The organism is Chloroflexota bacterium, assembly GCA_040902225.1.
Classification (GTDB): domain Bacteria; phylum Chloroflexota; class Limnocylindria; order QHBO01; family QHBO01; genus CF-167.
The window spans coordinates 227,121-248,873 of sequence record JBBDXT010000007.1 but is presented as its reverse complement, the minus strand read 5'-3'; the positions used below and the strand labels follow the sequence as shown (position 1 = coordinate 248,873).

Annotated in this window: 21 protein-coding genes; 5 read left to right on the top strand and 16 right to left on the bottom strand. The window is 70.0% G+C overall.

Annotated features, from left to right (window positions below; all coding sequences use genetic code 11):
- Positions 1–77 precede the first annotated feature (77 nt).
- The 16 genes from WEB29_09905 to pdxS form a co-directional block, all read right to left on the bottom strand.
- On the bottom strand, positions 78–2,459 hold the full coding sequence (locus tag WEB29_09905; GenBank protein ID MEX2137242.1) for an FAD-dependent oxidoreductase: 2,382 nt from the start codon (positions 2,457–2,459) through the stop codon (positions 78–80).
- Between the two features lie 12 nt (positions 2,460–2,471).
- Positions 2,472–3,827 carry an NADH-ubiquinone oxidoreductase-F iron-sulfur binding region domain-containing protein gene (locus WEB29_09900; protein ID MEX2137241.1) on the bottom strand — a complete coding sequence of 452 codons (1,356 nt, stop codon included), beginning with the start codon at positions 3,825–3,827 and terminating at the stop codon, positions 2,472–2,474.
- A complete protein-coding gene (locus tag WEB29_09895) occupies positions 3,824–4,666 on the bottom strand; it encodes an NAD(P)H-dependent oxidoreductase subunit E (protein ID MEX2137240.1) in 843 nt (280 codons plus the stop codon). The genes WEB29_09900 and WEB29_09895 overlap by 4 nt, the downstream gene beginning before the upstream one ends.
- Positions 4,663–5,673, bottom strand: coding sequence for an NADH-quinone oxidoreductase subunit NuoH (nuoH, locus tag WEB29_09890; GenBank protein MEX2137239.1), 1,011 nt, complete (start codon positions 5,671–5,673; stop codon positions 4,663–4,665). Before nuoH ends, WEB29_09895 begins: the two co-directional genes overlap by 4 nt.
- Entirely contained in the window at positions 5,674–6,948 is a 1,275-nt protein-coding gene (locus WEB29_09885) for an NADH-quinone oxidoreductase subunit D (protein MEX2137238.1), read from the bottom strand.
- Positions 6,945–7,586 carry an NADH-quinone oxidoreductase subunit C gene (locus tag WEB29_09880; GenBank protein MEX2137237.1) on the bottom strand — a complete coding sequence of 214 codons (642 nt, stop codon included), beginning with the start codon at positions 7,584–7,586 and terminating at the stop codon, positions 6,945–6,947. Before WEB29_09880 ends, WEB29_09885 begins: the two co-directional genes overlap by 4 nt.
- Positions 7,526–8,068 carry an NADH-quinone oxidoreductase subunit B gene (locus WEB29_09875; GenBank protein ID MEX2137236.1) on the bottom strand — a complete coding sequence of 181 codons (543 nt, stop codon included), beginning with the start codon at positions 8,066–8,068 and terminating at the stop codon, positions 7,526–7,528. Before WEB29_09875 ends, WEB29_09880 begins: the two co-directional genes overlap by 61 nt.
- 113 nt (positions 8,069–8,181) lie before the next feature.
- Positions 8,182–8,541 (bottom strand): NADH-quinone oxidoreductase subunit A, encoded by a 360-nt coding sequence (locus tag WEB29_09870; GenBank protein MEX2137235.1) that lies wholly within the window; start codon positions 8,539–8,541, stop codon positions 8,182–8,184.
- Between the two features lie 136 nt (positions 8,542–8,677).
- Positions 8,678–9,844 (bottom strand): hypothetical protein, encoded by a 1,167-nt coding sequence (locus WEB29_09865; protein ID MEX2137234.1) that lies wholly within the window; start codon positions 9,842–9,844, stop codon positions 8,678–8,680.
- Positions 9,837–10,448 carry a DinB family protein gene (locus WEB29_09860; GenBank protein MEX2137233.1) on the bottom strand — a complete coding sequence of 204 codons (612 nt, stop codon included), beginning with the start codon at positions 10,446–10,448 and terminating at the stop codon, positions 9,837–9,839. Before WEB29_09860 ends, WEB29_09865 begins: the two co-directional genes overlap by 8 nt.
- 11 nt (positions 10,449–10,459) lie before the next feature.
- Positions 10,460–10,789, bottom strand: a complete 330-nt coding sequence (locus WEB29_09855; protein MEX2137232.1) for a cyclic-di-AMP receptor — start codon at positions 10,787–10,789, stop codon at positions 10,460–10,462.
- A gap of 550 nt (positions 10,790–11,339) precedes the next feature.
- On the bottom strand, positions 11,340–11,996 hold the full coding sequence (gene tmk, locus WEB29_09850) for a dTMP kinase (protein ID MEX2137231.1): 657 nt from the start codon (positions 11,994–11,996) through the stop codon (positions 11,340–11,342).
- A gap of 4 nt (positions 11,997–12,000) precedes the next feature.
- On the bottom strand, positions 12,001–13,755 hold the full coding sequence (locus tag WEB29_09845; GenBank protein MEX2137230.1) for a R3H domain-containing nucleic acid-binding protein: 1,755 nt from the start codon (positions 13,753–13,755) through the stop codon (positions 12,001–12,003).
- Positions 13,756–13,780: 25 nt separating this feature from the next.
- Positions 13,781–14,773 carry a hypothetical protein gene (locus WEB29_09840; protein MEX2137229.1) on the bottom strand — a complete coding sequence of 331 codons (993 nt, stop codon included), beginning with the start codon at positions 14,771–14,773 and terminating at the stop codon, positions 13,781–13,783.
- Entirely contained in the window at positions 14,770–15,396 is a 627-nt protein-coding gene (gene pdxT / locus WEB29_09835) for a pyridoxal 5'-phosphate synthase glutaminase subunit PdxT (GenBank protein ID MEX2137228.1), read from the bottom strand. Before pdxT ends, WEB29_09840 begins: the two co-directional genes overlap by 4 nt.
- 15 nt (positions 15,397–15,411) lie before the next feature.
- On the bottom strand, positions 15,412–16,293 hold the full coding sequence (gene pdxS / locus WEB29_09830) for a pyridoxal 5'-phosphate synthase lyase subunit PdxS (GenBank protein MEX2137227.1): 882 nt from the start codon (positions 16,291–16,293) through the stop codon (positions 15,412–15,414).
- 181 nt (positions 16,294–16,474) lie between these two features.
- Between pdxS and WEB29_09825 the strand changes: the two genes are divergently transcribed.
- The 5 genes from WEB29_09825 (at position 16,475) to WEB29_09805 (ending at position 21,629) form a co-directional block, all read left to right on the top strand.
- Positions 16,475–17,008: an HNH endonuclease gene (locus tag WEB29_09825; GenBank protein ID MEX2137226.1), complete on the top strand. Its 534-nt coding sequence runs from the start codon at positions 16,475–16,477 to the stop codon at positions 17,006–17,008.
- A 22-nt stretch (positions 17,009–17,030) separates the two neighbouring features.
- Positions 17,031–18,389 (top strand): CCA tRNA nucleotidyltransferase, encoded by a 1,359-nt coding sequence (locus WEB29_09820; protein MEX2137225.1) that lies wholly within the window; start codon positions 17,031–17,033, stop codon positions 18,387–18,389.
- Positions 18,390–18,463: 74 nt separating this feature from the next.
- Entirely contained in the window at positions 18,464–19,192 is a 729-nt protein-coding gene (gene deoC, locus WEB29_09815; GenBank protein ID MEX2137224.1) for a deoxyribose-phosphate aldolase, read from the top strand.
- 25 nt (positions 19,193–19,217) lie between these two features.
- Positions 19,218–20,297, top strand: coding sequence for a UDP-glucose 4-epimerase GalE (gene galE / locus WEB29_09810; GenBank protein ID MEX2137223.1), 1,080 nt, complete (start codon positions 19,218–19,220; stop codon positions 20,295–20,297).
- 222 nt (positions 20,298–20,519) lie between these two features.
- Positions 20,520–21,629: a DEAD/DEAH box helicase gene (locus WEB29_09805; protein MEX2137222.1), complete on the top strand. Its 1,110-nt coding sequence runs from the start codon at positions 20,520–20,522 to the stop codon at positions 21,627–21,629.
- Positions 21,630–21,753 lie beyond the last annotated feature (124 nt).

Here is a 21,753-nt window from a genome sequence, read left to right as displayed (position 1 = left end):
GAAGAAGGGGTGGGCGGGCGCTCCCGATCGCTGTCGCGCCAGCCAGCGGAGGGGGCGTCCGGCCGCCCCATCAACTCCTACCTGGTGGGTCGCTCCCGGTCGGACATCTCGAGGATGTCCAGCATCGGCAGATCGCGCTGGTACTCGCTGAACTCGAACTCAGGGCCACAGCGCAGGGCGTCGTACGGGCAGGCGTCGGCGCAGATGCCGCAGAAGATGCATCGGCTCATGTCGAGCTGGTACGTCTCGAGGGTCCGTGGCCGCGGCATCAGGGCGCCGACCGGGCATGTCTCGGCGCAGCGGCCGCAGGACACGCACGGGGTCTCGTTGAGGGAGACGAAGTCCGCGGTGGTGACGAGCGAGTCGAAGCCCTTGCCGATGAAGTCGTAGCAGCCGGCACCCACGATGTCCTTGCAGACCTGCGCGCAGCGGCCGCAGTCGATGCAGCGGGAGTAGTCGCGCAGGATGAAGGAGTGCGTCTCGTCCCGGCCGTAGCCGTGGTTGGCGCCGACGTACGGGTTGTCCTGGATCGAGCGCTCGTCGATCGCCATGTTGAGCGTCGTCTCGTACTCGATGGCGGCCTCGCGCAGGTCGCAGTGGCCGATTGCCTCGCAGGTGCACTGCAAACAGCGCGCCGCCTCGGCCATGGCCTGGTCGCCGGTGTAGCCGAACTCGTATTCCCCGAAGTCCTGCTTGCGCGTGGCCGCGTCGAGCTTGCCCATCACCGCCTTCGGCTCCTTCACGTCGTCGGTGAAGGGCACGATGGTCAGGAAGCTGGGCTGCGGCTCGCTCACGATGCGGCGCACCTGCGGATCGTCGAGGTTGTGGCCGCGCAGCCAGTAGTCAATCGCATAGGAGGCGCGCCGCCCCTCTCCGATCGCCTCGACCACGGTCGTCGCTCCGGCGCGCACGTCGCCTGACGCGAAGACCTTCGGCAGGCCGGTGCGGAAGATGTCGTCCTCGCTGACCAGGGTGCCGCGGCGGCTGGTCTCGAGCTGCGCGCGGATCTCCTCGGGCTCGCTCTCGATCCAGGTCAGCTCGGGTCCCTGGCCGATGGCACCCAGCACCGTGTCGCAGCTCACGGTGAACTCGGTGCCGGGCATCGGCTCCGGGCGACGGCGACCCTTCTCGTCGGGCTCGCCCAGGTGCATGCGCTGGAACTCGACGCCGGTGACCTTGTTGTTCTTGTCGGTCACGATCCGTACGGGTGCTGCCTGGAAGATGACGCGCGCCCCCTCCTCGATCGCCTCGTGGACCTCGTCCTGAGCAGGCATGTCCTTCAGGTCGCGGCGGTAGACCAGGGTCACCTCGGCAGCGCGCTGGCGCAGGCTGGTGCGCGTGCAGTCGATGGCCGTGAAGCCGCCGCCGATGACCACCACCCGCGCGTCCTTCAGCGCGGGAATCTCGACGCCGCGCGAGCTGTTGTAGAGGTTCTCCAGGGCGTTGACCACGCCGTCCGCGTCCTCGCCGGGGATCCCCATCTCGTTGGACTTGTAGCAGCCGATGCCCACGTAGACCGCGTCGTAGCCCTGCTCCAGCAGGTCGGCGACGTGGAAGTCCCGACCGAGGCGCATGTTCGGCCTGAAGGTGGCGCCCAGCTCCCAGACGTGGTTCAGCTCGCGGTCCATCCACTCCTTCGGCAGCCGATAGGCGGGGATCCCGTAGCGCAGCATGCCGCCCTGCTCCGGATCGGCCTCGAAGACGTCGCAGTGGTGGCCGCGCAGCTGGAGGTAATAGGCCACCGACATGCCTGCCGGGCCGGAACCGATAACCGCCACCCGGCGTCCCGAGTCGGGCTCCTTGGGCCACGGCGTGGGGGCCGGAGCGTCGACCTCGAGCACCCGATCCGCGCAGTAGCGGTGCGAGTCGCGGATGGCGATGGCGGTGTCGACCTCCTCGCGCCGGCAGTGTGTCTCGCACGGCGCGGGGCAGACGCGGCCCAGGATGGCCGGGAACGGCAGCGAGCGCTTCAGGATGCGCGTCGCCTCCTCCCAATTGCCCAGGGTGTTCTGCTTCAGGTAGCCGGGGATGTCGACCCTGGTCGGGCACTTGAACTGGCACGGCGGCAGGCAGTAGGCGTCGTGGTCGCTGAAGATCAGCTCCAGCACCATGCGCCGGTTCTCGACCAGCCGATCGGAGTGGGTGGTGATGACCATCCCGTCGGTGATCTGCGTCCCGCAGCTGATCGGCGTGGTCTCCTGGCCCTCGACCTCGACCACGCAGATGCGGCAGGCACCGTAGGGCGCCAGCTTCGGCTCGTAGCACAGCGTCGGGACGTCGATCCCCAGCACGCGGGTGGCCTGCAGGATGGTCTGCCCCTCCTCGGCCTCGACCTGCGCGCCGTTGATGGTGACGCTGATCTTGCGGGTGCCCGGCACCATCGGCCAGATGGGGGTGTAGTCCTCCGGGCGCAGCGGCGCGCCCTTGCCGTTCCCGTTGCCGTCGGTGGCGAAGCTCATGGCCGGTGCATCTTAGAGGCCTGCCAGTGGCGTCAGGAGCGGTGGCAGCTGCGACGCAGTGCATGAGCCGGCCAGGCATTCGCCCCGTTCGGCGTGGGCGCGGTACTCGTCGGGGAAGCGGTCGAGCGTGGTCAGCATCGGTCCCGGTGCGCGAGCCTCGAGGTGGCAGAGGGCGGTGTCGGTCATCTTGCGGGCCAGCTCGCGCAGCAGCAGCACGTCGTTGGGCCGCGGGCTCGCCGCCAGGATGCGGTCCAGGGTCTCCACCAGCCGCTTGGTGCCGATCCGGCACGGGACCGCCTTGCCGCAGGCCTCGCGGGCGGAGTAGTCGAGGAAGAAGCGGGCGGAGTCGACCATGCAGGTTTCGGCATCGGCCACCAGGAACTGGCCCAGGCCGATGCCGGCCCCGGCGGCATGCAGCGGAGCGTAGTCGTAGACGGTGTCCAGCTGGTCGGCACGCAGCGCGCCACCGCCCGGGCCGCCCACGAAGACCGCCTTGGTCGCCCCGGTCCCGCCACCGGCCAGCGCCACGATCTCGGAGAGCGGCGTTCCCAGCGCCACCTCGACCAGCCCGGGCTGTGCCACGCGCCCGTAGATGGTGACCAGCTTTGTGCCGGGAGCGTCCTTCGAGCCGATGGCGCGGAACTTCTTGGCTCCATGGCTCACGATCCAGGCCGCGTGCGCCAGCGTCTCGCCGTTCTGCACAGTGGTCGGCGCGCCGCCTAGCCCTCGCTCGGTGGGGTAGGGGGGCCGGATGACGGGCATGCCGCGATCCCCGGCCAGGGCGGCCAGCAGGGCCGTCTCCTCGCCCGCGACCAGGGCGACCGCACCTTCCCAGACGCGCACCACGCACGAGAAGTCCGTACCCATGACCAGGTAGCCGGCGAGGTGCGCGGCCTCGGCCTCTGTGATCGCGGCTCGCAGCCGCTCGATGGCCACCGTCCAGTCGCGACGGACTGCGATGATTGCGTCCGAGGCGCCGGTCGCGAAGGCGGCGAGCAGGAGTCCCTCGAGCACGAGATGCGGATTGCCCTCCGCCAGCGCCCGGTCGCCAAGCGCGGTCGGATCGGCGCCGATCAGGTTGGCGACCACGACCTTGCTGTCACCCGCCGCGGCGCGGGCGGCACGCCACTTGTCGGCGGTCGGATAGCCGCCGCCGCCACGGCCGCGCAGGCCCGCGATGGCGATCTCGTCGATGGTGCCCTCGGGACCCAGCTTCCCAATCGCGCGCTTCAGGCCGGCGTAGCCACCCGCCTTGCGGTAGCTGTCCAGGCTGGTGGGGTCGACGACGCCGATCTCCGCCAGCACCCGCTGGTCGCCGCCGGGCAGGATTCGGATCTGCGGGGAGAGGCCCGTGCTCGCGTCGGTCATGAGACGGGCTGCGCGGCGCGCCCGCGCGACGGGGCCCTGCGTCGCTCGGCCACCACGTGGCGGCCCTGATCCACGGTCAACGGTCCATAGACCATGGTGTCGATGCGCAGCGCCGGGGAAAGAGCTCCGGCCGCGACCTCGTCGCTGGTGTCGAGGGTGACGGCACCGTCCGCGGTCGTCTCGCCCGGCTCGATCCCCAGGTCCGTGCGCAGCGCCGTCAGGAGAGCGTCGCCGCCGGCAAAGCGGCAGGCGGCGCAGGTGCAGACGGTGACAAGGTGCCCATCGGCCGGGAGGAGACGGAAGCCGCCCAGCCCGGCTGCTCCGAAGATCTGGGCCCAGTGGATCGACATCCGCTCGCTCGACTCGCGCAGTGCCCGCTCAGGAAGGTAGCCGTAGCGCTCCTCGACGGCGGAGAAGATGGCGACCAGCGCCTCGGGCTTGCCGCCGAAGCCGTCGATCACGCCATGCAGCCAGGGCGTGTCGATCTCCTCGTCCCAGCGCGCCGCGTTGCGCATCGGCGCCGCGGGCAGGCCGGCGCGGCGATAGGCGTTGGGATCCTTGCGCTCGTCGTAGATCTCCGGCAGGCCGTAGCGGATGCGCTGCCCGGTCGAATCGAAGCCGCTCATGTCGATCGCCTCCACCGGGCAGACCTGTGCGCACTGGAAGCAGACCTCGCACTTGTGCTCGCCGAACGGGTCGTAGATCAGGTCGAGGCGGCCACGCCATCGGTCCGGCATGGTCGGGCGCGACTCCGGGTACTGGTTGGTGACCTTGGGCGCCCAGTAGTTGCGCGCGGTCTGGCGCAGCCCCTTGAGGATGCCAAGGCCCGGGATCGTCACAGCTTGAAGACCAGCACCGCGGCGGCGGTGACGATCAGGTTGACCATGGCCAGCGGCAGCAGCACCTTCCAGGCCATCCCCATCAGCTGGTCGACCCGCACCCGGACCAGCGTGGCGCGCAGCAGGACCGCGATCGCCACGAAGAGGTAGGTCTTGATAAAGAACCAGATGACGCCGTAGACGGTGCCGATGAAGCCATCCAGCTGGTCGGGGAAGGGCCACGGCGCCAGCCACCCGCCGAAGAAGAGCGAGATCATGATCCCGCTCATGATGAAGAGGGCCACGTACTCGGCGAAGAAGAAGAAGCCGAAGCGCATGCCGGAGTACTCGGTGAAGGGGCCTGCCACCAGCTCGCTGTCGGCCTCGACCATGTCGAACGGGGTCCGATTGATCTCGGCCAGCGATGCGATGTAGAAGATCACCAGCCCGACCGGCTGCCAGATCAGCATCCAGCCATGTGCCCGCTGCCACTCGATCAGCTCCCGGAAGTTGAGCGTGCCGGCCAGTACCACGGCACCGACCACCGACAGGGTGAGCGGGATCTCGTAGCTCACCATCTGCGCCGCGCTGCGCAGCCCACCCAGCAGCGAGTACTTGTTGTAGCTCGCCCAGCCCGCGACCAGCAGCCCGACCACGCTGAGGCCCAGCACCGCGAAGAAGTAGACGATGCCGATGTTGAAGTCGGCGGCGATGGCGCCGGGCGCGAACGGGATCACCAGCATGCTCATGGCGGCCGCCATGTAGACCATCCATGGCGCGAGGGTGAAGGTTGCGCGATCCGCCTGGTCCGGGATGTGGTCCTCCTTGGCGAGGACCTTGAAGCCGTGGATCGTGCTCTGGAACATCCCCCACGGCCCGACCCGGTTGGGGCCGTAGCGAAGCTGCGCGCCGGCGATGATCTTGAGCTCCATCTGGATGACGACGAAGGCGGTCGGCACGGTCAGCAGCAGGATCAGGGTCGTGGCCAGCAGGAAGCGCAGGACACCGAACAGCAGGTCTAGGTCCATCTACTTGTCGACCCCGCCCATCACCGGGTCGAAGCTGGCCATGACCGCCATCGTGTCGGCGATGAGCCGGCCGGGCATCAGCTTGGGGATCGCCTGGAGGCTGATGAAGCTCGGGTCGCGCATCCGAAAGCGGTACGGGTTCGGCCCGCCGTCGCTGATGGCGTACACGCTGTACAGGCCGCGTGGCGACTCGATGGCCGCGTAGGCCCGGCCCGGCTTCGGCCGGATGATCCCCGGCACCTGGGCCTGCACCGCGCCGTGCGGCATCTTGTCCACGATCTGGTCGATCAGGTGGATGCTCTGCTTGATCTCGGCGACGCGCTGCAGGTAGCGGGCGTTCGAGTCGCCGCCCGGCTGGGTGATCACCTCGAACTCGAGCTCGGGGTAGATCGAGTAGGGATGCGCCTTGCGCACGTCGAACGGCACGCCGGAGGCGCGCAGGTTCGGCCCCGACACGCCCAGCGCGATCGCGTCCTTGCCGGAGAGGGTCCCCATCCCGATCGTCCGCGAGCGGAAGACCTCGTTGTCGGTCATCACCCGTTCGCTCATCTCGACGTTCTTCAGGACGTGGCTGCGCCACGTGCCGAGGCGCGACAGGAACTCGTCGTTGGTGTCCCAGTTGACGCCACCAACCCGGAAGAAGTTGAAGAGCATGCGCTGACCGCTGATCGCCGACAGCATGTCGACGATCTCGTCGCGGTTGATGAAGCCGTACAGGATCGGGGTCAGGCCGCCCATGTCGAGGGCCAGGAAGCCCATCATCAGGCTGTGGCTAAAGACCCGGTTCAGCTCCACCACCAGCGCGCGGATGTACTCTGCCCGCCTGGGGGCAGTGACCCCGAACAGCTTCTCGAAGGCCATCGCCGGAGCGTGCTCGTTGTGCATCGTCGCGATGTAGTCCATTGGGTCGACATAGGTCAGGACCGTGGTGTAGGTGGCCTCCTCGCACAGCTTCTCGATCCCGCGGTGCAGGTAGCCGAGCACCGGATCGATATCGATCACCACTTCGCCGCGGACCTTCACCACCAGGCGCATGACGCCGTGGGTGGAGGGGTGCTGCGGGCCCATGTTGACCAGCATCTCGCCCTCCTCGAGGGTGTACACCTCGACTTCGCGCTCGGTCTGCGGCGGCCGCTCCGGCAGCCCCACCGATTCGAAGCCGGCGTACTCGCCGGCGGGGGCCTTGGCTGGGGGAAGGCCCGCCACCTGACGCAGCCGTGCCTCCTCTTCCCGGTCCACGTCGAGCGGGTCGGGGATCTTCACCTCGCTGGTCATGACTCGCCCTCGACATGGGCGATCACGCCGGGCCCCAGCTCGTCGGAGAGGCGGGTCAGGTCCCAGGTCTCGGGGCGCTCGAGCGGACGCACCCCCGCCGCCGATGAGTCGGCGGCGTCATCGGGCAGGAGGAAGTCCTTGCGCTGCGGGAAGCTGCGGTAGTCGGGCGACATGTAGATCCGCCGCAGGTCGCGGTTACCGTCGAAGATGATCCCCATCATGTCGTACATCTCGCGCTCGTGGAACATCGCTCCCTCCCACAGGCCGGTGATGGTCGGGATGTGGGGATCGGCGCGATGCACCCGTGCGCGGACGCGGAGCCAGGCGGGATGACGGTCGGAGTAGAGGTGATAGACCACCTCGAAATGCTCGGTGACGCCGTAGTCGACCGCGGCGGCATCGGCCAGGAAGAAGAAGTTGAGCTCCGGCTCGTCGCGCAACACCTGGAGCAGGGCCACGTTGCGGTCGCCCTCGATCGAGACCTCGACGCTGTCCTCGTCGGTCCACAGTCTGGCGGCCAGGTCCGGGAAGCGATCGAGCAGGAGCCGGACCAGGGCGCCCGCCTTGGCCGGGGCGGTCAGCGCACGTCTCCTTCCCAGTCGATCCGCTGCACGCCGCGATCGACGTAGGTCGCCCACTCGCCGCGCCGCTGCTTGACCAGCTCCTGGAGCCGCATCATGCCGTGGATCAGAGCCTCCGGGCGTGGCGGGCATCCCGGCACGTAGACGTCGACCGGCATCACCCGGTCGACCCCCTGCACCACGCTGTAGCTGCGCTTGAAGCGACCGCCCGATGTGGTGCAGGTGCCCATCGCGACGCACCATTTCGGCTCGGGCATCTGCTCCCAGAGGCGCACCAGCGGGCCCGCCATCTTGGTCGTCAGGGTGCCGGCCACGATCAGCACGTCGGCCTGGCGCGGGGAGGCGCGGAACGGGAACATCCCGAAGCGGTCGATGTCGTTCTTGCTGGTGGCGGTGCTCATCATCTCGATCGCGCAGCAGCTGAGCCCCGACAGGAGCGGCCAGAGCGAGTTGGCGCGGATCAGGTCCAGGACGATGTCCGCGCGGGTCGGGATCACCTCCAGCAGGCCGTGGAAGCCGCCCTGCGGGTGCTCCTCCATCCCGAACTCGGTCAGGAGCTGGTCGTCGCCAGCCTGATCGGGGATGACGATGGGGGGCGTGCCACCGGTGAGAACCTTTTCCGCTTCCGCGGCGGTGGGAGGTGGGGGAGTCTTCAGCGCCATTTCAGGTCACCCTTTCGCCAGGCGTACAGCTCTCCGAAGAGCAGGATCCCCAGGAAGACGCCGATCAGGACGATCCCCTGCACGGAGAGGTCCCGCACGACGACCGCCCACAGGTAGACAAAGACGATCTCCACGTCAAAGGCCACGAAGAGCAGGGCGTACAGGTAGAAGGCGAGCCCGAAGCGCGACCAGGTGTCGCCGATGGTGTCGATCCCGCACTCGTAGGGGAGCCCTTTCTGGGGCGTCCGGCGGCGGTGCGTGATCAGCCACGAGAAGAGGATCGTCCCGAAGAGGAAGATCGACGCTGCGATTCCGAAGCCGATGACGTAGAGCAGTCCGGTCTGATCCATGCCAGCTCCGCGGTTGCTCGGGCGCAGGACCTGGGGGCCCCGCACGGTTGGTGCTCGTTTCGTCGGCCGCTCACGCTCATCGCGAGGGCAGCTTCACGAACAGTCTAGCAGCCGGATCGGCGGTTGTTGGCGTTGGCTATCGGCCCAGCCAGGCGGCGTCGACGAGGATGCGAAGCCCGTCGCTGACGAGGGCGTGACCGCCCAGCAGGAACGGCACCGATGAGCCCGCCGCGGCCTCGGTCAGCTCGGCCAGCCAGGGCGTGCTGACGGGCGTTGCGTCCAGGAAGTCGGAGGCGAACCGCTCCTCGGCGGGCGGCCAGGTGGTCGCGTCCGACGACCCGGCGCGGCTGGCCATCAGCACCCGGCTGTCCAGGATCACCGCGTCACCGAGTGTCGACAGCTCCTTCACCAGTTCCGCCGGACCGAGCCGATCCATCCAGTCGGCGAGGAGCGAGTGGGGGACGGCGTCGCGCGCTGAGCGCATGCCGCGCTCCTCTATGAAGCAACGCACGCGGCAGGCACTCTCCGTCTCGAGGTAGGCCCAGGCTGTCGACGGGACGCGACCGGCGACGACGATCTGCGACTCGCGGTCGCGGAGGACGGCCCCAACCTCGGCCAGGTGCGGGACCTCGAGGGAGTGGCCGCCGGGCAGGATCGCCATCTCCAGGAAGGCCGCGACCACGCCGTCGGGGCGACGGGTGGTCGGCAGCCGGGTCCCGGCCCGGAGCAGCGCGAGGTCCAGCGGCGTATCCACGTCGAAGCGCGCCCAGCTCGCCGAGGACATGTCCCGGATCGCGAAGCCGGCGGCCTCCAGGCAGTGCATTGCCGCGTTGTCGGTCGAGCACTCCTCGAGTGCAGCCAGCGCCGCCTCCAGCGTGAGCCGGCCGGATGGCTGCCCGGCGACCAGGAAGGCATCGGTCGAGTAGCGGTTGTTGGCGACAGCCTCGCCGGGAATGGCCGAGACGATCCCCTCGATCAGCGCGTCGTCGGCGAGAGCCAGGGCTCCGGCTCCGGCGTAGCCGATCCCGTCCAGGGGTCGCCCCTCCGCGCGGACCCGGACCAGCATGGCGCGGGCGGCGGCCGCGTACCAGCGTCCCCAGTGGAACGCCTCTCCGGTGGCTGGTTTGGCTGCGTGCAGGGCTGCGACGCCCGACCCGGCCGCGATGAGACGGCGCGACAGCTCGATCGCCAGCCGCCTCCGCCCGGCCATGCAGACCGCGGCATAGGACCCGAACGGCAGATCCGGGTCGGGGATGGTGCCGGGGTCGACCACCAGGACGAGGGGCGCCGGTCGCTCAGGCATCCTGGCCCCCCGGCCCGGCAACCCTGAGGCGATGGAGCTGGCGAAGGTGCATCAGGTCGTGGACCCCGGCGAAGAGGAGCCACTCCCCGCAGCGCAGGCGCCCCACCAGGGGATGGTCGAGGGGGCAGGGATCGGACTCGTGTCCGGCGATCGCCTCGGCCGACGTGGCCAGCGAGCGCCGGCTCTTGCCGAGCAACGTCAGGAGAGTGGCGACGTCCGCATCGGCGGGGCCCGGCACGCCCGGCACGACCCGCGGAGGGTCCGCCGGCCATTCGCCGCGCGCCGCGAGGGCCGCCGCGTGGGCCAGCCAGCGCCGCGAGCCGGTCGTGTGGGCGAAGGCCTGCACCACGTTCCAGTCGCCCTCGCCGCCCGGCGCCCGCAGGAGCGCCTCGGGCATCTCCGCCAGTACGGCTCCGAGCGCGTCGGCGATCGCGTCCTGCTGCGACAGGATCCGCGCCGCGCTACCGGGACCCGCCCGCCGTCGGATCTCGCGCCGAAAGGCGATGCCGCGGATGACCGGCTTCTCGTCGTCGATCGTTCGCCACACGGCGACCACGTCCGGGGCGCGTGGCTCTAGGGCGGCCAGCCATGCCGGGGCCGCCATCGGTATCGGTCCTAGAGGCGCTCGAAGCGCTCGACGGGGACTACGAAGACCGTCGCGCCGCCGACCTCGACCTCGACCGGGTACGGCATGTAGAACTCGCCCGGCTCCATGATCGGCGGCATGGGGTTCACGAACTGCTTGCGCGAGTGGCAGTTGGCGCTCACGAGCTCGAGCACCGCGTCGACCTGGTCATCCTCGACCCCCACCAGGATGGTCGCGTTGCCCTGTTTCAGGAAGCCGCCCGAGGACTGGAGCCGGGTGGCCCGGAACTCCTTCTCGAGAAGGGCGTCGACCAGGTTGCCCGCATCCTCGCTGTGGACGATGGCGGTCACGAGCTTCACAAGCCGATTATGCCGCAGAGGAGCGCCCGGGGGCCACCCCTCCGGGACGGTGAATGGCGTGATTACCCAGGCTTATGCTCGTGCACCGCGACAGCCCGATCTGTGCTGCCTGATAACGCTGGCTTATCACCAGGCGCCCGCGGCGGCCCTTCGGTGCGCGAGCATAACTGCCGCTTATCGCGCCTTGCCGGACGGCCGAGTACGCGACTCAGCCGGTGTCGGTTGCGCGCGACCAGCCGATACGCGCCCTCGACCACGACCGAGGCAAACGGAAGGCGACCAGCGAAAGCCAGCGGCATGAGGACCGGAAGGGCCGCCGCGATCCGAAGGCAGGCGGCGCCGCCGCGCACCCAACGGCCGTCAAGGTCTCGGACGTGCAACGTCATCGCCAGCTCCTCCCGGCTGGGGGCTCCGGTCAGCACCGATGCCGCATCCTGCAGCGGCAGGAACGCAAGACGGTGACTGCGATCAAGCTGCTGGAGGACCATCGCGCAACGGGCGCAGAAGCCGCAATCGGCGTCGAACAGGACCAGGAGCGCGCCAGGCGAGCTCACGTGGAGGGCGATCGATTGAAGACGAGTGGCTCCACGGCCGCGCGGATGGCCGCGTCGGTGGCCTCGACGCTGCCCGAGCCGTCGACCACCCGATAGCGCTCCGGCTCGGCGGCGGCGAAGGCCAGGTAGGCCTGCCGCACCAACTCGAAGAAGCGCTCGCCCTCCGTATCCTCGAAGCGGTTCCACTGTCCCCGCCGCTTGCGGGCGAGGCCGACCTCGACCGGCACGTCGACCAGGATCGTCATGTCCGGCACCGTGTCATAGGTGGCGAAGCGCTGCAGCTGGCGGATCGCATCGGCGTCGATTCCGTAGGCGGCGCCCTGGTAGGCCAGCGACGAGTCCAGGTAGCGCGCGCATACCACGTTGTGGCCGCGCTTCAGCGCAGGCTCGATCACGCGTGCGGTGTGCTGGGCTCGGGCGGCCGCGAAGAGGAGGGCATCGGCCCGGGGGTCGAGGTCATCCGAGACGTCGCGTTCATGGAGGACCAGGCGACGAACCTCCTCGCCGAGCGGCGTGCCGCCCGGCTCGCCGGTCAGGACGGTCGGCTCGGCCCGCGAGCGGAGCCACTCGGCCAGGTGACGGGCGGCGGTCGTCTTGCCGCTCCCGTCGGGGCCCTCCAGGGTGATGAAGCGGCCGCGACGGGCCGCGCTCACCGGCTCACCGCCACGCACGCCCCTCGTCGGGGAGGAGCTCCACGCGGCGGTTCGGCTCGGTCCCCCGTGAGCGGCTCATGAGGTTGTTGCGCTCGGCCATCTGGTGCTGGAGGCGGCGCACGTAGGCGTTCTGCGGCGCCAGCTCCATCGGGTTGCCGCTCGACTGCACCAGGCCGATCGCCTCGGCCGTCTCGTGCAAAGCAGCCGCTGAGGGATCGGCCTCCAGGTCGAACAGGCTGGCCAGCAGGTTCTCCATCTGGATGATGGTGTTGGTCTTGAGGACGTAGATCGGGATCCCGCCCGACTCTGCGTCACGCAGCGCCGATGGCTTGCGACGGTAGTAGTTGCGGAGGGTGACGACGGCATCGGCCTCGTCAAGGTCACGTGCCACGTGGACCGGCACGCCCAGCTCGCGGACCGCCTGCTCGAGGTGCTTGCGGCTGACTCCGAAGCCGAACAGGCTCAGGGGCCGATGGGAGCGCACCGGCGTCGTGCCCACGCCACTGGTCTCCGGCGCCGCCGATTCGCGCATCGCCACCTCCAGGTGCCGACGTGGGTCGGACGATTCCGACGGTTCGCCGACCAGGGCCCTGCCGCGTCCCGTGTCGCGTCCCCCGCTCCCCCGCCCGGGCAGGGGCCGAAGCCCCGGCCCGCCACCACCGTTGCCGCGGCCGCGGCCAAATGCCCCAAAGCCGCCCGTCGGCTCGAGGGCAGCGAAGGCCGGGATGCCGGTCGGGGATTCGGCGATGTGGTAGTCGTACTTGGTGGCGGCACGCAGCTCGCCCCCCTCCCTCCAGCGCGACTCGGGGGGGACCATGTGGCCGCGCAGGATGGCATCCACCGTCTCCGACACGTTACGGTGCACGATCACGCTGTCACGCTCGACGATCTCGACCACCACGTCGAAGGTCGGTGGAGCCTTGCGTTCCAGCACCGTCTTCTGCGTGCCGCGCCGTCGGGCCTCCTCGTCGCCCAGGGTGACGGTCTGGATCCCGCCGACCAGGTCCGACAGGGTCGGGTTCAGCATCAGGTTGTCGAGCGTGTTGCCATGCGCGGTGCCGACCAGCTGGACGCCCCGCTCCGCGATGGTGCGGGCCGCGGCCGCCTCCAGCTCCGTCCCGATCTCGTCGATGATGATCACCTCGGGCATGTGGTTCTCGACCGCCTCGATCATGACGGCGTGCTGCTCGGCCGGGATGCGCACCTGCATCCGCCGCGCGTCGCCGATGCCGGGGTGCGGGATGTCACCGTCGCCCGCGATCTCGTTGCTGGTGTCGACCACGATCACGCGCTTGCCGAGGTCATCGGCCAGGACGCGGGCCACCTCCCGCAGCATCGTCGTCTTGCCGATGCCGGGCCGGCCCAGCAGCACCACGCTCTGCCCGCCCTCGACGATGTCGCGAATGATGTCGATCGTGCCGAACACGGCGCGCCCGATGCGGCAGGTCAGCCCGACCACCTTGCCTGCCCGGTTCCGGATGGCGCTGATGCGGTGCAGGGTGCGCTCGATGCCCGCCCGGTTGTCGCCCCCGAAGGCGCCGATGTGGTCGATGACCTGGGCGAGATCGGCCTCGACGATCTCTCGATCGAGGAGCACTTCCTCGCCGTGCGTGAAGCGCGCCTCGGGACGCCGTCCAAGGTCGAGCACCACCTCGAGCAGGTCCGCACGGTTGGCGAAGCCGCGCAGGCGGGCCACGATCTCGGGCGGGAGCGCCTCGAGCAGCGCGTCCAGGTCGTCGGTCGTCTCTTGCTTGGTCACCTTGTCGCTATCTTCCTCGCGCTGACTAAACTGCCGGGACCATCGCGGGCTGGCGGGCGCTGGCCAGGACTTCGCGCACCAGCATGCTGACCTGGCCCACCGCTTCGAATCCGGCCGCTTTGGCGGCCTGCCTCCCCGTTGCCTCATATGTTCGCACCGGAGCCAGGATCCCTGCAGAGAGGGCCTCGTCGCCGGCCGCCCTCAACGCGGCGCCCAGGAAGGCGGCGCCGTCGGCACCGTCGCGCACCAGGAAGCGCAGGTAGTGCGGCCCGGACCTGCACGCGCCGTGCTGCGCGAAGCCGGCGACGCGCTGGCCCTCGGGGAGGAGCCAGGCATTGACGGCGCTGAAGTGCAGGATCGGATTCAGGCTGCTGCGCGGCACGACCCCCTCGTGCCCGACCGGCTCCCAATCCTGTGCGCCATATCCCTCGATCCGCGCGATCGCGGGCGGCGTGGTGTGCGTCCACAGGTCGAACAGGTGCCATGCATCGGGCGGCGTGGCGGGCTGCAGGTCTTCTGCGCGTCCGCTCTCGAGCCGGCCCGGCGGCCGGTACCAGATCTCCTCGTGGGCATAGGCCATGAAGTTCAGCTGCCCGAAGAGCTCCATGTTCTCCGGGACATCGGCGCAGGCTGCGTGGTAGCGGGCCACGTCACGCTTGCCCCCCTCCTCGATTACCGCCTGCAGCAGCGCGAAGCGCACCTCGCTCGCCATTGGCGAGTCGGCGGCATCGAGCTCGGTGATGACCCAGTCGTCCCGGTGCGGCTCCTCGACGGCGCGGCAGCTGCCGACCAGCTGGCCATCCCATTCGGCGACCATGTGCACCGATGGCGACCGGAGGGGCACCCATGCCGGCATCAGCGCCGCCAGGCTGATCTGTGGCGGCGCCGAGGAATGGGCGGGGACGCCCAGCGAACGGCGAAAACCTTCGCTTCCCTCATGCACCTGGCGCGACAGGGCGACGAGCGCCGGGCGGTCGGTGAGCCGCGCTGGCCTGATCGAGCCGGCTGCGTCCTTCACCGCGCGATGAGCTCCAGCATGAGCCGATGCAGCCGCCGATCCCCGGTCAGCTCGGGGTGGAAGGCGGTCGCCATCACTCGCCCCTGGCGGACGGCGATCGGCCGGCCATCCTGGTCGCGGGCCAGCACCTCGACGTCCGGGCCCACCTCGCTGACCACCGGAGCGCGGATGAAGACGCCGTGCAGCGGTTCGTCGCCGAGGGAGGGGATCTCCAGATCGGCCTCGAAGGAGTCGAGCTGTCGTCCGTACGCGTTGCGCTCGACGGTGATATCGAGCAGCCGCAGGACCGGCTCGTCGCCGTCGGCGATGCGCTCGGCGAGCAGGATCATGCCGGCGCAGGTGCCATATAGCGATGCGCCGCCGCGTGCCAGAGCCACGATCGGCTCGCGCAGCCCGTAGAGGTCGATCAGCTTGCGCATGGTCGTGGACTCGCCGCCCGGAAGGATGAGCCCATCGAGCCCTACCAGGTCGCGGGGCAGGCGAACCTCGATCGGCTCCGCGCCCACGTCGCGGAGCGCGTTGGCGTGCTCCCGAACGTCGCCCTGCAGGGCCAGGATGCCGATCCGCGGCCGGCGCGCCTCAGCCGTGCCGAAGGGTATGGGAGCAGGGACGGTCTGCGCCATCGGTGCTCGGCCTCCCTACCAGCCGCGGACGGCCAGGCGTTCCTCCGCCGGAATCTCGGAGAGCTCCAGCCCGTGCATCGGCTCGCCCAGGCCAGTGCTCACCTCGGCCAGGATCTCGGCGTTGTCCCAGTGGGTCGTCGCCATCACGATCGCCCGCGCCACGCGGTCAGGGTTCTCGCTCTTGAAGATGCCGCTCCCGACGAAGACGGCCTGCGCGCCGAGCTGGCGCATCAGGCTGGCGTCGGCAGGCGTGGCCACGCCACCCGCGGAGAAGTTCGGGACGGGCAGCTCGCCCAGCGTCGCGGTCTGGCGCACCACGTCGAGCGGCGCACGCAGCTCCTTGGCCGCCGCGTACAGCTCGTCCTCGCGCATGCCGGCCAGCTCGCGAATCCCCTTCATCACGGCGCGCATGTGGCGCACCGCCTCGACGATGTTGCCGGTCCCGGCCTCGCCCTTGGTCCGGATCATGGCCGCTCCCTCGCCGATGCGCCGCAGCGCCTCGCCCAGGTCGCGGCAGCCGCACACGAACGGGACCCGGAACTCGTGCTTGTCGATGTGATGCTCCTCGTCGGCCGGGGTCAGCACCTCGGACTCGTCGATGAAGTCGACCTCCAGCTGCTGGAGGATCTGCGCCTCAGCGACGTGCCCGATCCGGCACTTGGCCATGACCGGGATGCTGACCGCGGCCTTGATCTCCTCGATCAGCTTCGGGTCGGACATGCGGGCCACGCCGCCGAACTTGCGGATGTCCGACGGAACGCGCTCGAGCGCCATGACGGCAACCGCTCCCGCCTCCTGCGCGATCCGGGCGTGATCGGCCGTGACGACGTCCATGATCACCCCGCCGGAGAGCATTCGGGCGAGCCCGACCTTGGTCGTCCAGGTGCTGGTTTCGATACCGGCCATGCAGCCTCTTCGTGTCGACTTCGTGCTTGAGACCGATGGCGGCGCCGCCGCGCCGCGCTCGGCCATGCATTGTACTCGGGAGCGTGCTCAGCTCCCACCTGCGCACCCGGCCGGGACCGCTCGAAAGCCGATCGGCGCGTGGTTGCTATCATCCGCGCCACGGAGGCACGGATTGCTCAACGCACCGGTATTGGTCCTGAACCAGAATTACGAGCCACTCAACGTCTGCGACATCAGGCGTGCCTTCAACCTGCTCGGCTCCGAGAAGGCCGAGCTGCTGGAGCGCAACCACCAGGTCATCCACACGCCGACGCTGGCGATCCCCGCCCCATCGGTGATCCGGCTGGTCTACCTCGTCCGTCGCCCCCGTCCGCGGGTCAAGCTGAGCCGGCGCGAGGTGTTCGCGCGCGACGCGCATACCTGCCAGTACTGCGGCGCCGGGACGCGCGATCTCACCATCGACCACGTCGTCCCCAAGCACCGCGGCGGCCGGCACGAATGGGAGAACCTGGTCACCGCCTGCCGCGCCTGCAACCACCGCAAGGGGAGCAAGACGCTGGCCGAGGCGCGCATGCTGCTGCGCCGCGAGCCCCGCGCGCCGCGCGCGGACGTGCGCTACCTGTATGGCACCTACCTCGCCGACGAGCAGAACGACGCCTGGCGAAGCTACCTCTTCCTGAGCGACGCCCCGGGTTCGCGCGCCTAGGCCATCTGGCCGGGAGGAACCGATGCGCGATGGCGATCCCCTTCGGATCGACCTGCCACCAGCCGTGGCCGCGGTGCTCACCACCCTCCGTGACGGAGGCGACGAAGCGGTGCTCGTCGGTGGCTGCGTCCGCGACCTGGTGCGGGGCGACGAGCCGGCCGACTGGGACGTGGCGACCTCTGCCCCGCCGGAGACGGTGGCGGGCCGGTTTCCCGGTGCCACCTGGGAGAACCCGTTCGGCACGGTGACGGTGCGCGATCCGGAGGGCGGGCCGGGGATCGAGGTCACGACCTACCGGGTCGAGGCGGGGTATCGGGACCGGCGGCGGCCCGACGAGTTGCGCTGGGGCCGCTCGCTGGCCGACGACCTGGCTCGGCGCGACTTCACCATCAACGCCATGGCCTGGGTCCCGGAAGCCACCGCCGAAGGCAGCGGCCGGCTGGTTGACCCGTACGGCGGAGCGGCAGACCTGGAGGCGGGCCTGCTGCGCGCCGTCGGAGACACGGGTGAGCGCTTCAGTGAGGACGCCCTCCGCCTCCTGCGCGCCGTGCGTCTGGCCACGCGCTTGGATCTCAGGCTCGATCCGCCGACCGAGGCCGCGATCCTCGCCCACGCGCCGGACGCGGCCGGCCTCTCCGGGGAGCGGATCCGTGACGAGCTGATGCGCATCCTGTCTGACGCCGCACCGCCGTCCCGCGCCTTCGAGCTGATGGAGCGCCTGGGGCTGCTCGGCGTGCTGTTTCCCGAGCTGGCGGCCCTTCGCGGCGTTCCGCAGGCGAAGCGGCTGGCGGGGGATGCACTCGACCACTCGCTGCGCACGGCCGATGCGCTGCCGTCGGGCGATCCCGTGCTGCGCCTTGCGGGCCTGCTGCATGACGTGGGCAAGGCGACGAGCCTGGCTGACGGGCATTTCCTGCACCACGACCGCGATGGCGCGCTCCTCGCCGAGCAGGTCCTGCTGCGGCTGCGGGCACCTCGGGCCGAGATCACCCGCGTCGGGCGCCTCGTGCGCCACCACATGTTCGCCTACACCCCCGACTGGACCGATGCGGCCGTGCGGCGCTTCGTGCGCCGCGTCGGCCTGGACCTCATGCCCGACCTCTTCGCCCTGCGCGCGGCCGACGACGTGGCCTCCGGCGTCGACGAGACGCGGGGCGGCTGGAAGGAGCTCCGTGAGCGAGTGGCGGCCGTTGCCGACGATCCGCTGGAGGCGCAACAGCTGGCGATCACCGGCGACGACCTCGTGACCAAGCTGGGGATTCCGCCTGGCCCAGCCATCGGGCGATTGCTGGCGGCGCTGCTGGAAGCGGTCGTAGAGGACCCGACCCTCAACTCGCGGGAACAGCTGCTGACACTTGCCCGCGCCATGGCGAGCGGATAGGGCGCTGCTACAATCGGCGATCCGGAGCGCGTGCCACGCGCCGATGACGTGGAGCGGAGGTTCCCATCCCCGCGATGACCGCCTTGGCGCGCACAGCGCGGCTCGAGCATCGGTTGACCCAGCCGACGGCATCATTGGCGGACCTTCATGCCGCTGCCGGGCTCGCCCTTGAGCACGAGATGGCGACGCTCCTCGTCAGTCCCTGGCTGGTGAAACCGGCTGCGCGGCTCCTGTCGCGGAGCCCGGTCAGCGTGGCAACCGTGATCGGCTTTCCCCACGGCGGCCAGGTTGCCGCCGTCAAGGCCTTCGAGGCCTCCACCGCGCTCGAGCACGGCGCCACCCAGATCGACGTCATGCTCAACGCGGGGGCTCTCGTCTCTGGGAATGACGATGTGGTCCTGCACGACATGCTGGCCGTGGTCGAGATGGCCAACTCGGCCGTGGCCACCTGCGGCGTGATCGTGCGCGCCGGCCCCCTCAGCGATGAGCTGGTGCGGCGTGCGTGCCGGCTGGCGGCTCGCTCTGCGGCCGCGTACGTGGTCACCTCGGATGGGGAGCAGCCGGCCGCCGCGACCATCGAACAGGCTCGCCTGCTGCACGAGGTGGTGGGAGGCCATCTCCAGGTGAAGGCCGCCGGCGAGTTCACCGAGCTCTCGCAGCTCATCGAGGTGGTGTCGGCCGGAGCAGACCGCATCTCGACCACATTCAGCCCCGAGCTGGCCGCCGAGTTCCTGGCCTGGCAGCGGCAGCCGGCGCCCAAGACCGCAGGATCGCCCGCCGACGTCGGCGCGGCGGCCCGCTGACCCGGATCGGCGAGGAGGGTTCAAGTTGCGCATCCTGGTCGTCGGCGGGGCCGGGTTCGTGGGCTCGACGAGCGTCGAGAGGTTCGTCGACGCGGGGCACGACGTCGTGGTCTACGACGACCTGTCGAGCGGGCACGCCTCGGCGGTGGTGCGCCCTGCCCGCCTGGTACGGGGACAGATCGAGGACCAGGGGCACCTGGAGCACATCCTGCGCCAGGAGCACATCGACGCGGTCCTCCACTGCGCCGCCAAGTCGCTCGTCGGCGAGAGCATGGCCGACCCCGGTCTCTACTACCGCAAGAACGTGGGCGGCGGGGTTGCCCTGCTCGAGGCGATGCGCGTCGTCGGCGTCAATCGGCTGGTCTTCTCCTCCACGGCCGCGGTCTACGGAGAGCCGCGCCGGGTTCCGATCGCCGAATCGGACCGAACGGAGCCGATCAACCCGTACGGGGCCTCGAAGCTCGCCTTCGAGGGCGCCATGCGCTGGTTCGCGGCCAGCCACGACTTCCAGGCGATCAGCCTGCGCTACTTCAACGTTGCCGGCGCGACGGAGCGCAACGGCGAGGACCACGAGCCCGAGACGCACCTCATGCCGCTGATGCTGAAGGTGGCTGCCGGGGAAGCGACGCACGTCCAGATCTTCGGCCAGGACTACCCGACCCCTGATGGGACCTGCATCCGCGACTTCATCCACGTCCGCGACCTGGCTGCCGCGCACCTCCGCGCTCTCGAGGTGACCGGTGAGGGTGATCCCTCGTTCGAGGTGTACAACCTGGGCTCGGCGGCGGGCTTCAGCGTGCGCGAGGTGGTCGAGGCCGCCCGCAAGGTGACCGGTCGCGCCATCCCTGCCCGCGTCGTGAAACGCCGCACCGGCGACCCGCCTGTGCTCGTCGCCTCGTCGCGTCGGGCGCGGCTTGCCCTGGGTTGGCACCCGGAGCATTCCAAGCTCGAGCAGATGCTGGCCGATGCATGGGCATGGAAGCTGACGCACCCGAACGGCTACGCCAGGGGTCCACGGACCGACGGCGCAGCCCTCGATCGCCAGCAATCCGATGGCCGCGCGGACCGGCAGGCCTCCCGACCGGGGGCTCCGGCTTCGGCCTAGGCTCCTGTTGCGTGGTACGATCGAGGCCAAGTCACCCTCCCTCGGAGCCCCCGTTTGCCTGAAACCACTTCGCCCGCCCCTCCCCGACGCGCACGTGCGCCTCGCCGAGCGGCACCGCCTCCCTCGCCAGCACCCAACGCCAATCCCTCGACTGACGATCCCGGATCCTCTCCCCTGCTGGCCGCCGTCCTGGCGGCGCAGCGTTCCCATCGCTTCGGGGAGATGGAGCTGCCGGTCACCATCGCCCGCGCCATCGAGAAGATGGGCTTCACCGCCCCGACCGAGGTCCAGGCCCGCGCCATCGGCCCGCTGCGCGCCGGCAAGGACCTGATCGGCCAGGCGCAGACGGGCACCGGCAAGACCGCCGCTTTCGGGATCCCGATCGTCGAGAAGGTCGATCCCGCCGGCCGGTTCGTGCAGGCCCTGGTGCTGACGCCGACCCGCGAGCTGTGCGTGCAGGTGACGGAAGAGATTCGCCGCATCGGCGTCTTCCGCAACGTCGCCGCGGTTGCCATCTACGGCGGCTCGAGCATGGACCGCCAGGTGACCGCCCTGAAGCGCGGCGTGCCGGTCGTGGTCGGGACGCCGGGGCGCGTGCTGGACCTGATTCGCCGCGGCGAGCTGCGCCTGGACCGGGTGCACACCGTCATCCTCGACGAGGCCGACCGCATGCTCGACATGGGCTTCATCGTCGACGTCGAGACGATCCTGTCGCGCTGCCCGCGCAATCGCCAGACGGCGCTCTTCTCCGCCACCATGCCGTACGCCGTCCTGCGCATCTGCGATCGGTTCATGGACAAGCAGGCCGAGCACATCATCGTGCGGCCGGAGATGCGGACCGTCGAGACGGTGCGCCAGCTGGTCTATTTCGTGGCCGAGCAGGACAAGGTCGCCGCGCTCACCGAACTGACCGATCAGTTCGGGTTCGATCGGCTCCTGGTCTTCCGCCACACGCAGATCGGCGTGGACCGGCTGACTGCCACCCTTGCCCGCAAGGGGCGCAACGTGGCCGCGCTGCACGGCGGCCTGTCGCAGCGTGAGCGTGACCGGACGCTTGCCGACTTCCGATCCGGCAAGATCCAGTTCCTGATCGCGACCAACGTCGCCTCGCGCGGGCTCGACATCACCGACCTGCCGTTCGTCCTGAACTACGACATCCCCGAGGACGCCGACACCTACGTGCATCGCGTCGGCCGCACCGCGCGGGCCGGTCGCGAGGGGACGGCCATCACCCTCGTCGGCGAGTGGGACCTCGACGCCTGGGAGCAGATCCGCAAGGAGGTCGGGGTCGAGGTCGAAGAGGGTGAGCTGAAGCTCTACAACCGATCCTGACCTGATCGCCGATCCTGACCTGACCCGCCTCGCGCGGCGCGCTACCCTTGCCGCGCATGACGAGGTCTCACCGCTGAAGACCACTCGATCCACGCCGATCCCCTCAGCGCTCGACGCGAGCGGG

Bases quoted from the DNA above. Each gene is read 5' to 3' on its own strand.
- WEB29_09905 (MEX2137242.1), bottom strand. From the start codon at position 2,459: ATGAGCTTCGCCACCGACGGCAACGGGAACGGCAAGGGCGCGCCGCTG.
- WEB29_09820 (MEX2137225.1), top strand. From the start codon at position 17,031: ATGCGCGATGGCGATCCCCTTCGGATCGACCTGCCACCAGCCGTGGCC.
- WEB29_09900 (MEX2137241.1), bottom strand. From the start codon at position 3,827: ATGACCGACGCGAGCACGGGCCTCTCCCCGCAGATCCGAATCCTGCCC.
- WEB29_09885 (MEX2137238.1), bottom strand. From the start codon at position 6,948: ATGACCAGCGAGGTGAAGATCCCCGACCCGCTCGACGTGGACCGGGAA.
- WEB29_09865 (MEX2137234.1), bottom strand. From the start codon at position 9,844: ATGCCTGAGCGACCGGCGCCCCTCGTCCTGGTGGTCGACCCCGGCACC.
- WEB29_09805 (MEX2137222.1), top strand. From the start codon at position 20,520: ATGGAGCTGCCGGTCACCATCGCCCGCGCCATCGAGAAGATGGGCTTC.
- nuoH (MEX2137239.1), bottom strand. From the start codon at position 5,673: ATGGACCTAGACCTGCTGTTCGGTGTCCTGCGCTTCCTGCTGGCCACG.
- WEB29_09875 (MEX2137236.1), bottom strand. From the start codon at position 8,068: ATGGAGGAGCACCCGCAGGGCGGCTTCCACGGCCTGCTGGAGGTGATC.
- WEB29_09870 (MEX2137235.1), bottom strand. From the start codon at position 8,541: ATGGATCAGACCGGACTGCTCTACGTCATCGGCTTCGGAATCGCAGCG.
- deoC (MEX2137224.1), top strand. From the start codon at position 18,464: ATGACCGCCTTGGCGCGCACAGCGCGGCTCGAGCATCGGTTGACCCAG.
- pdxT (MEX2137228.1), bottom strand. From the start codon at position 15,396: ATGGCGCAGACCGTCCCTGCTCCCATACCCTTCGGCACGGCTGAGGCG.
- WEB29_09860 (MEX2137233.1), bottom strand. From the start codon at position 10,448: ATGGCGGCCCCGGCATGGCTGGCCGCCCTAGAGCCACGCGCCCCGGAC.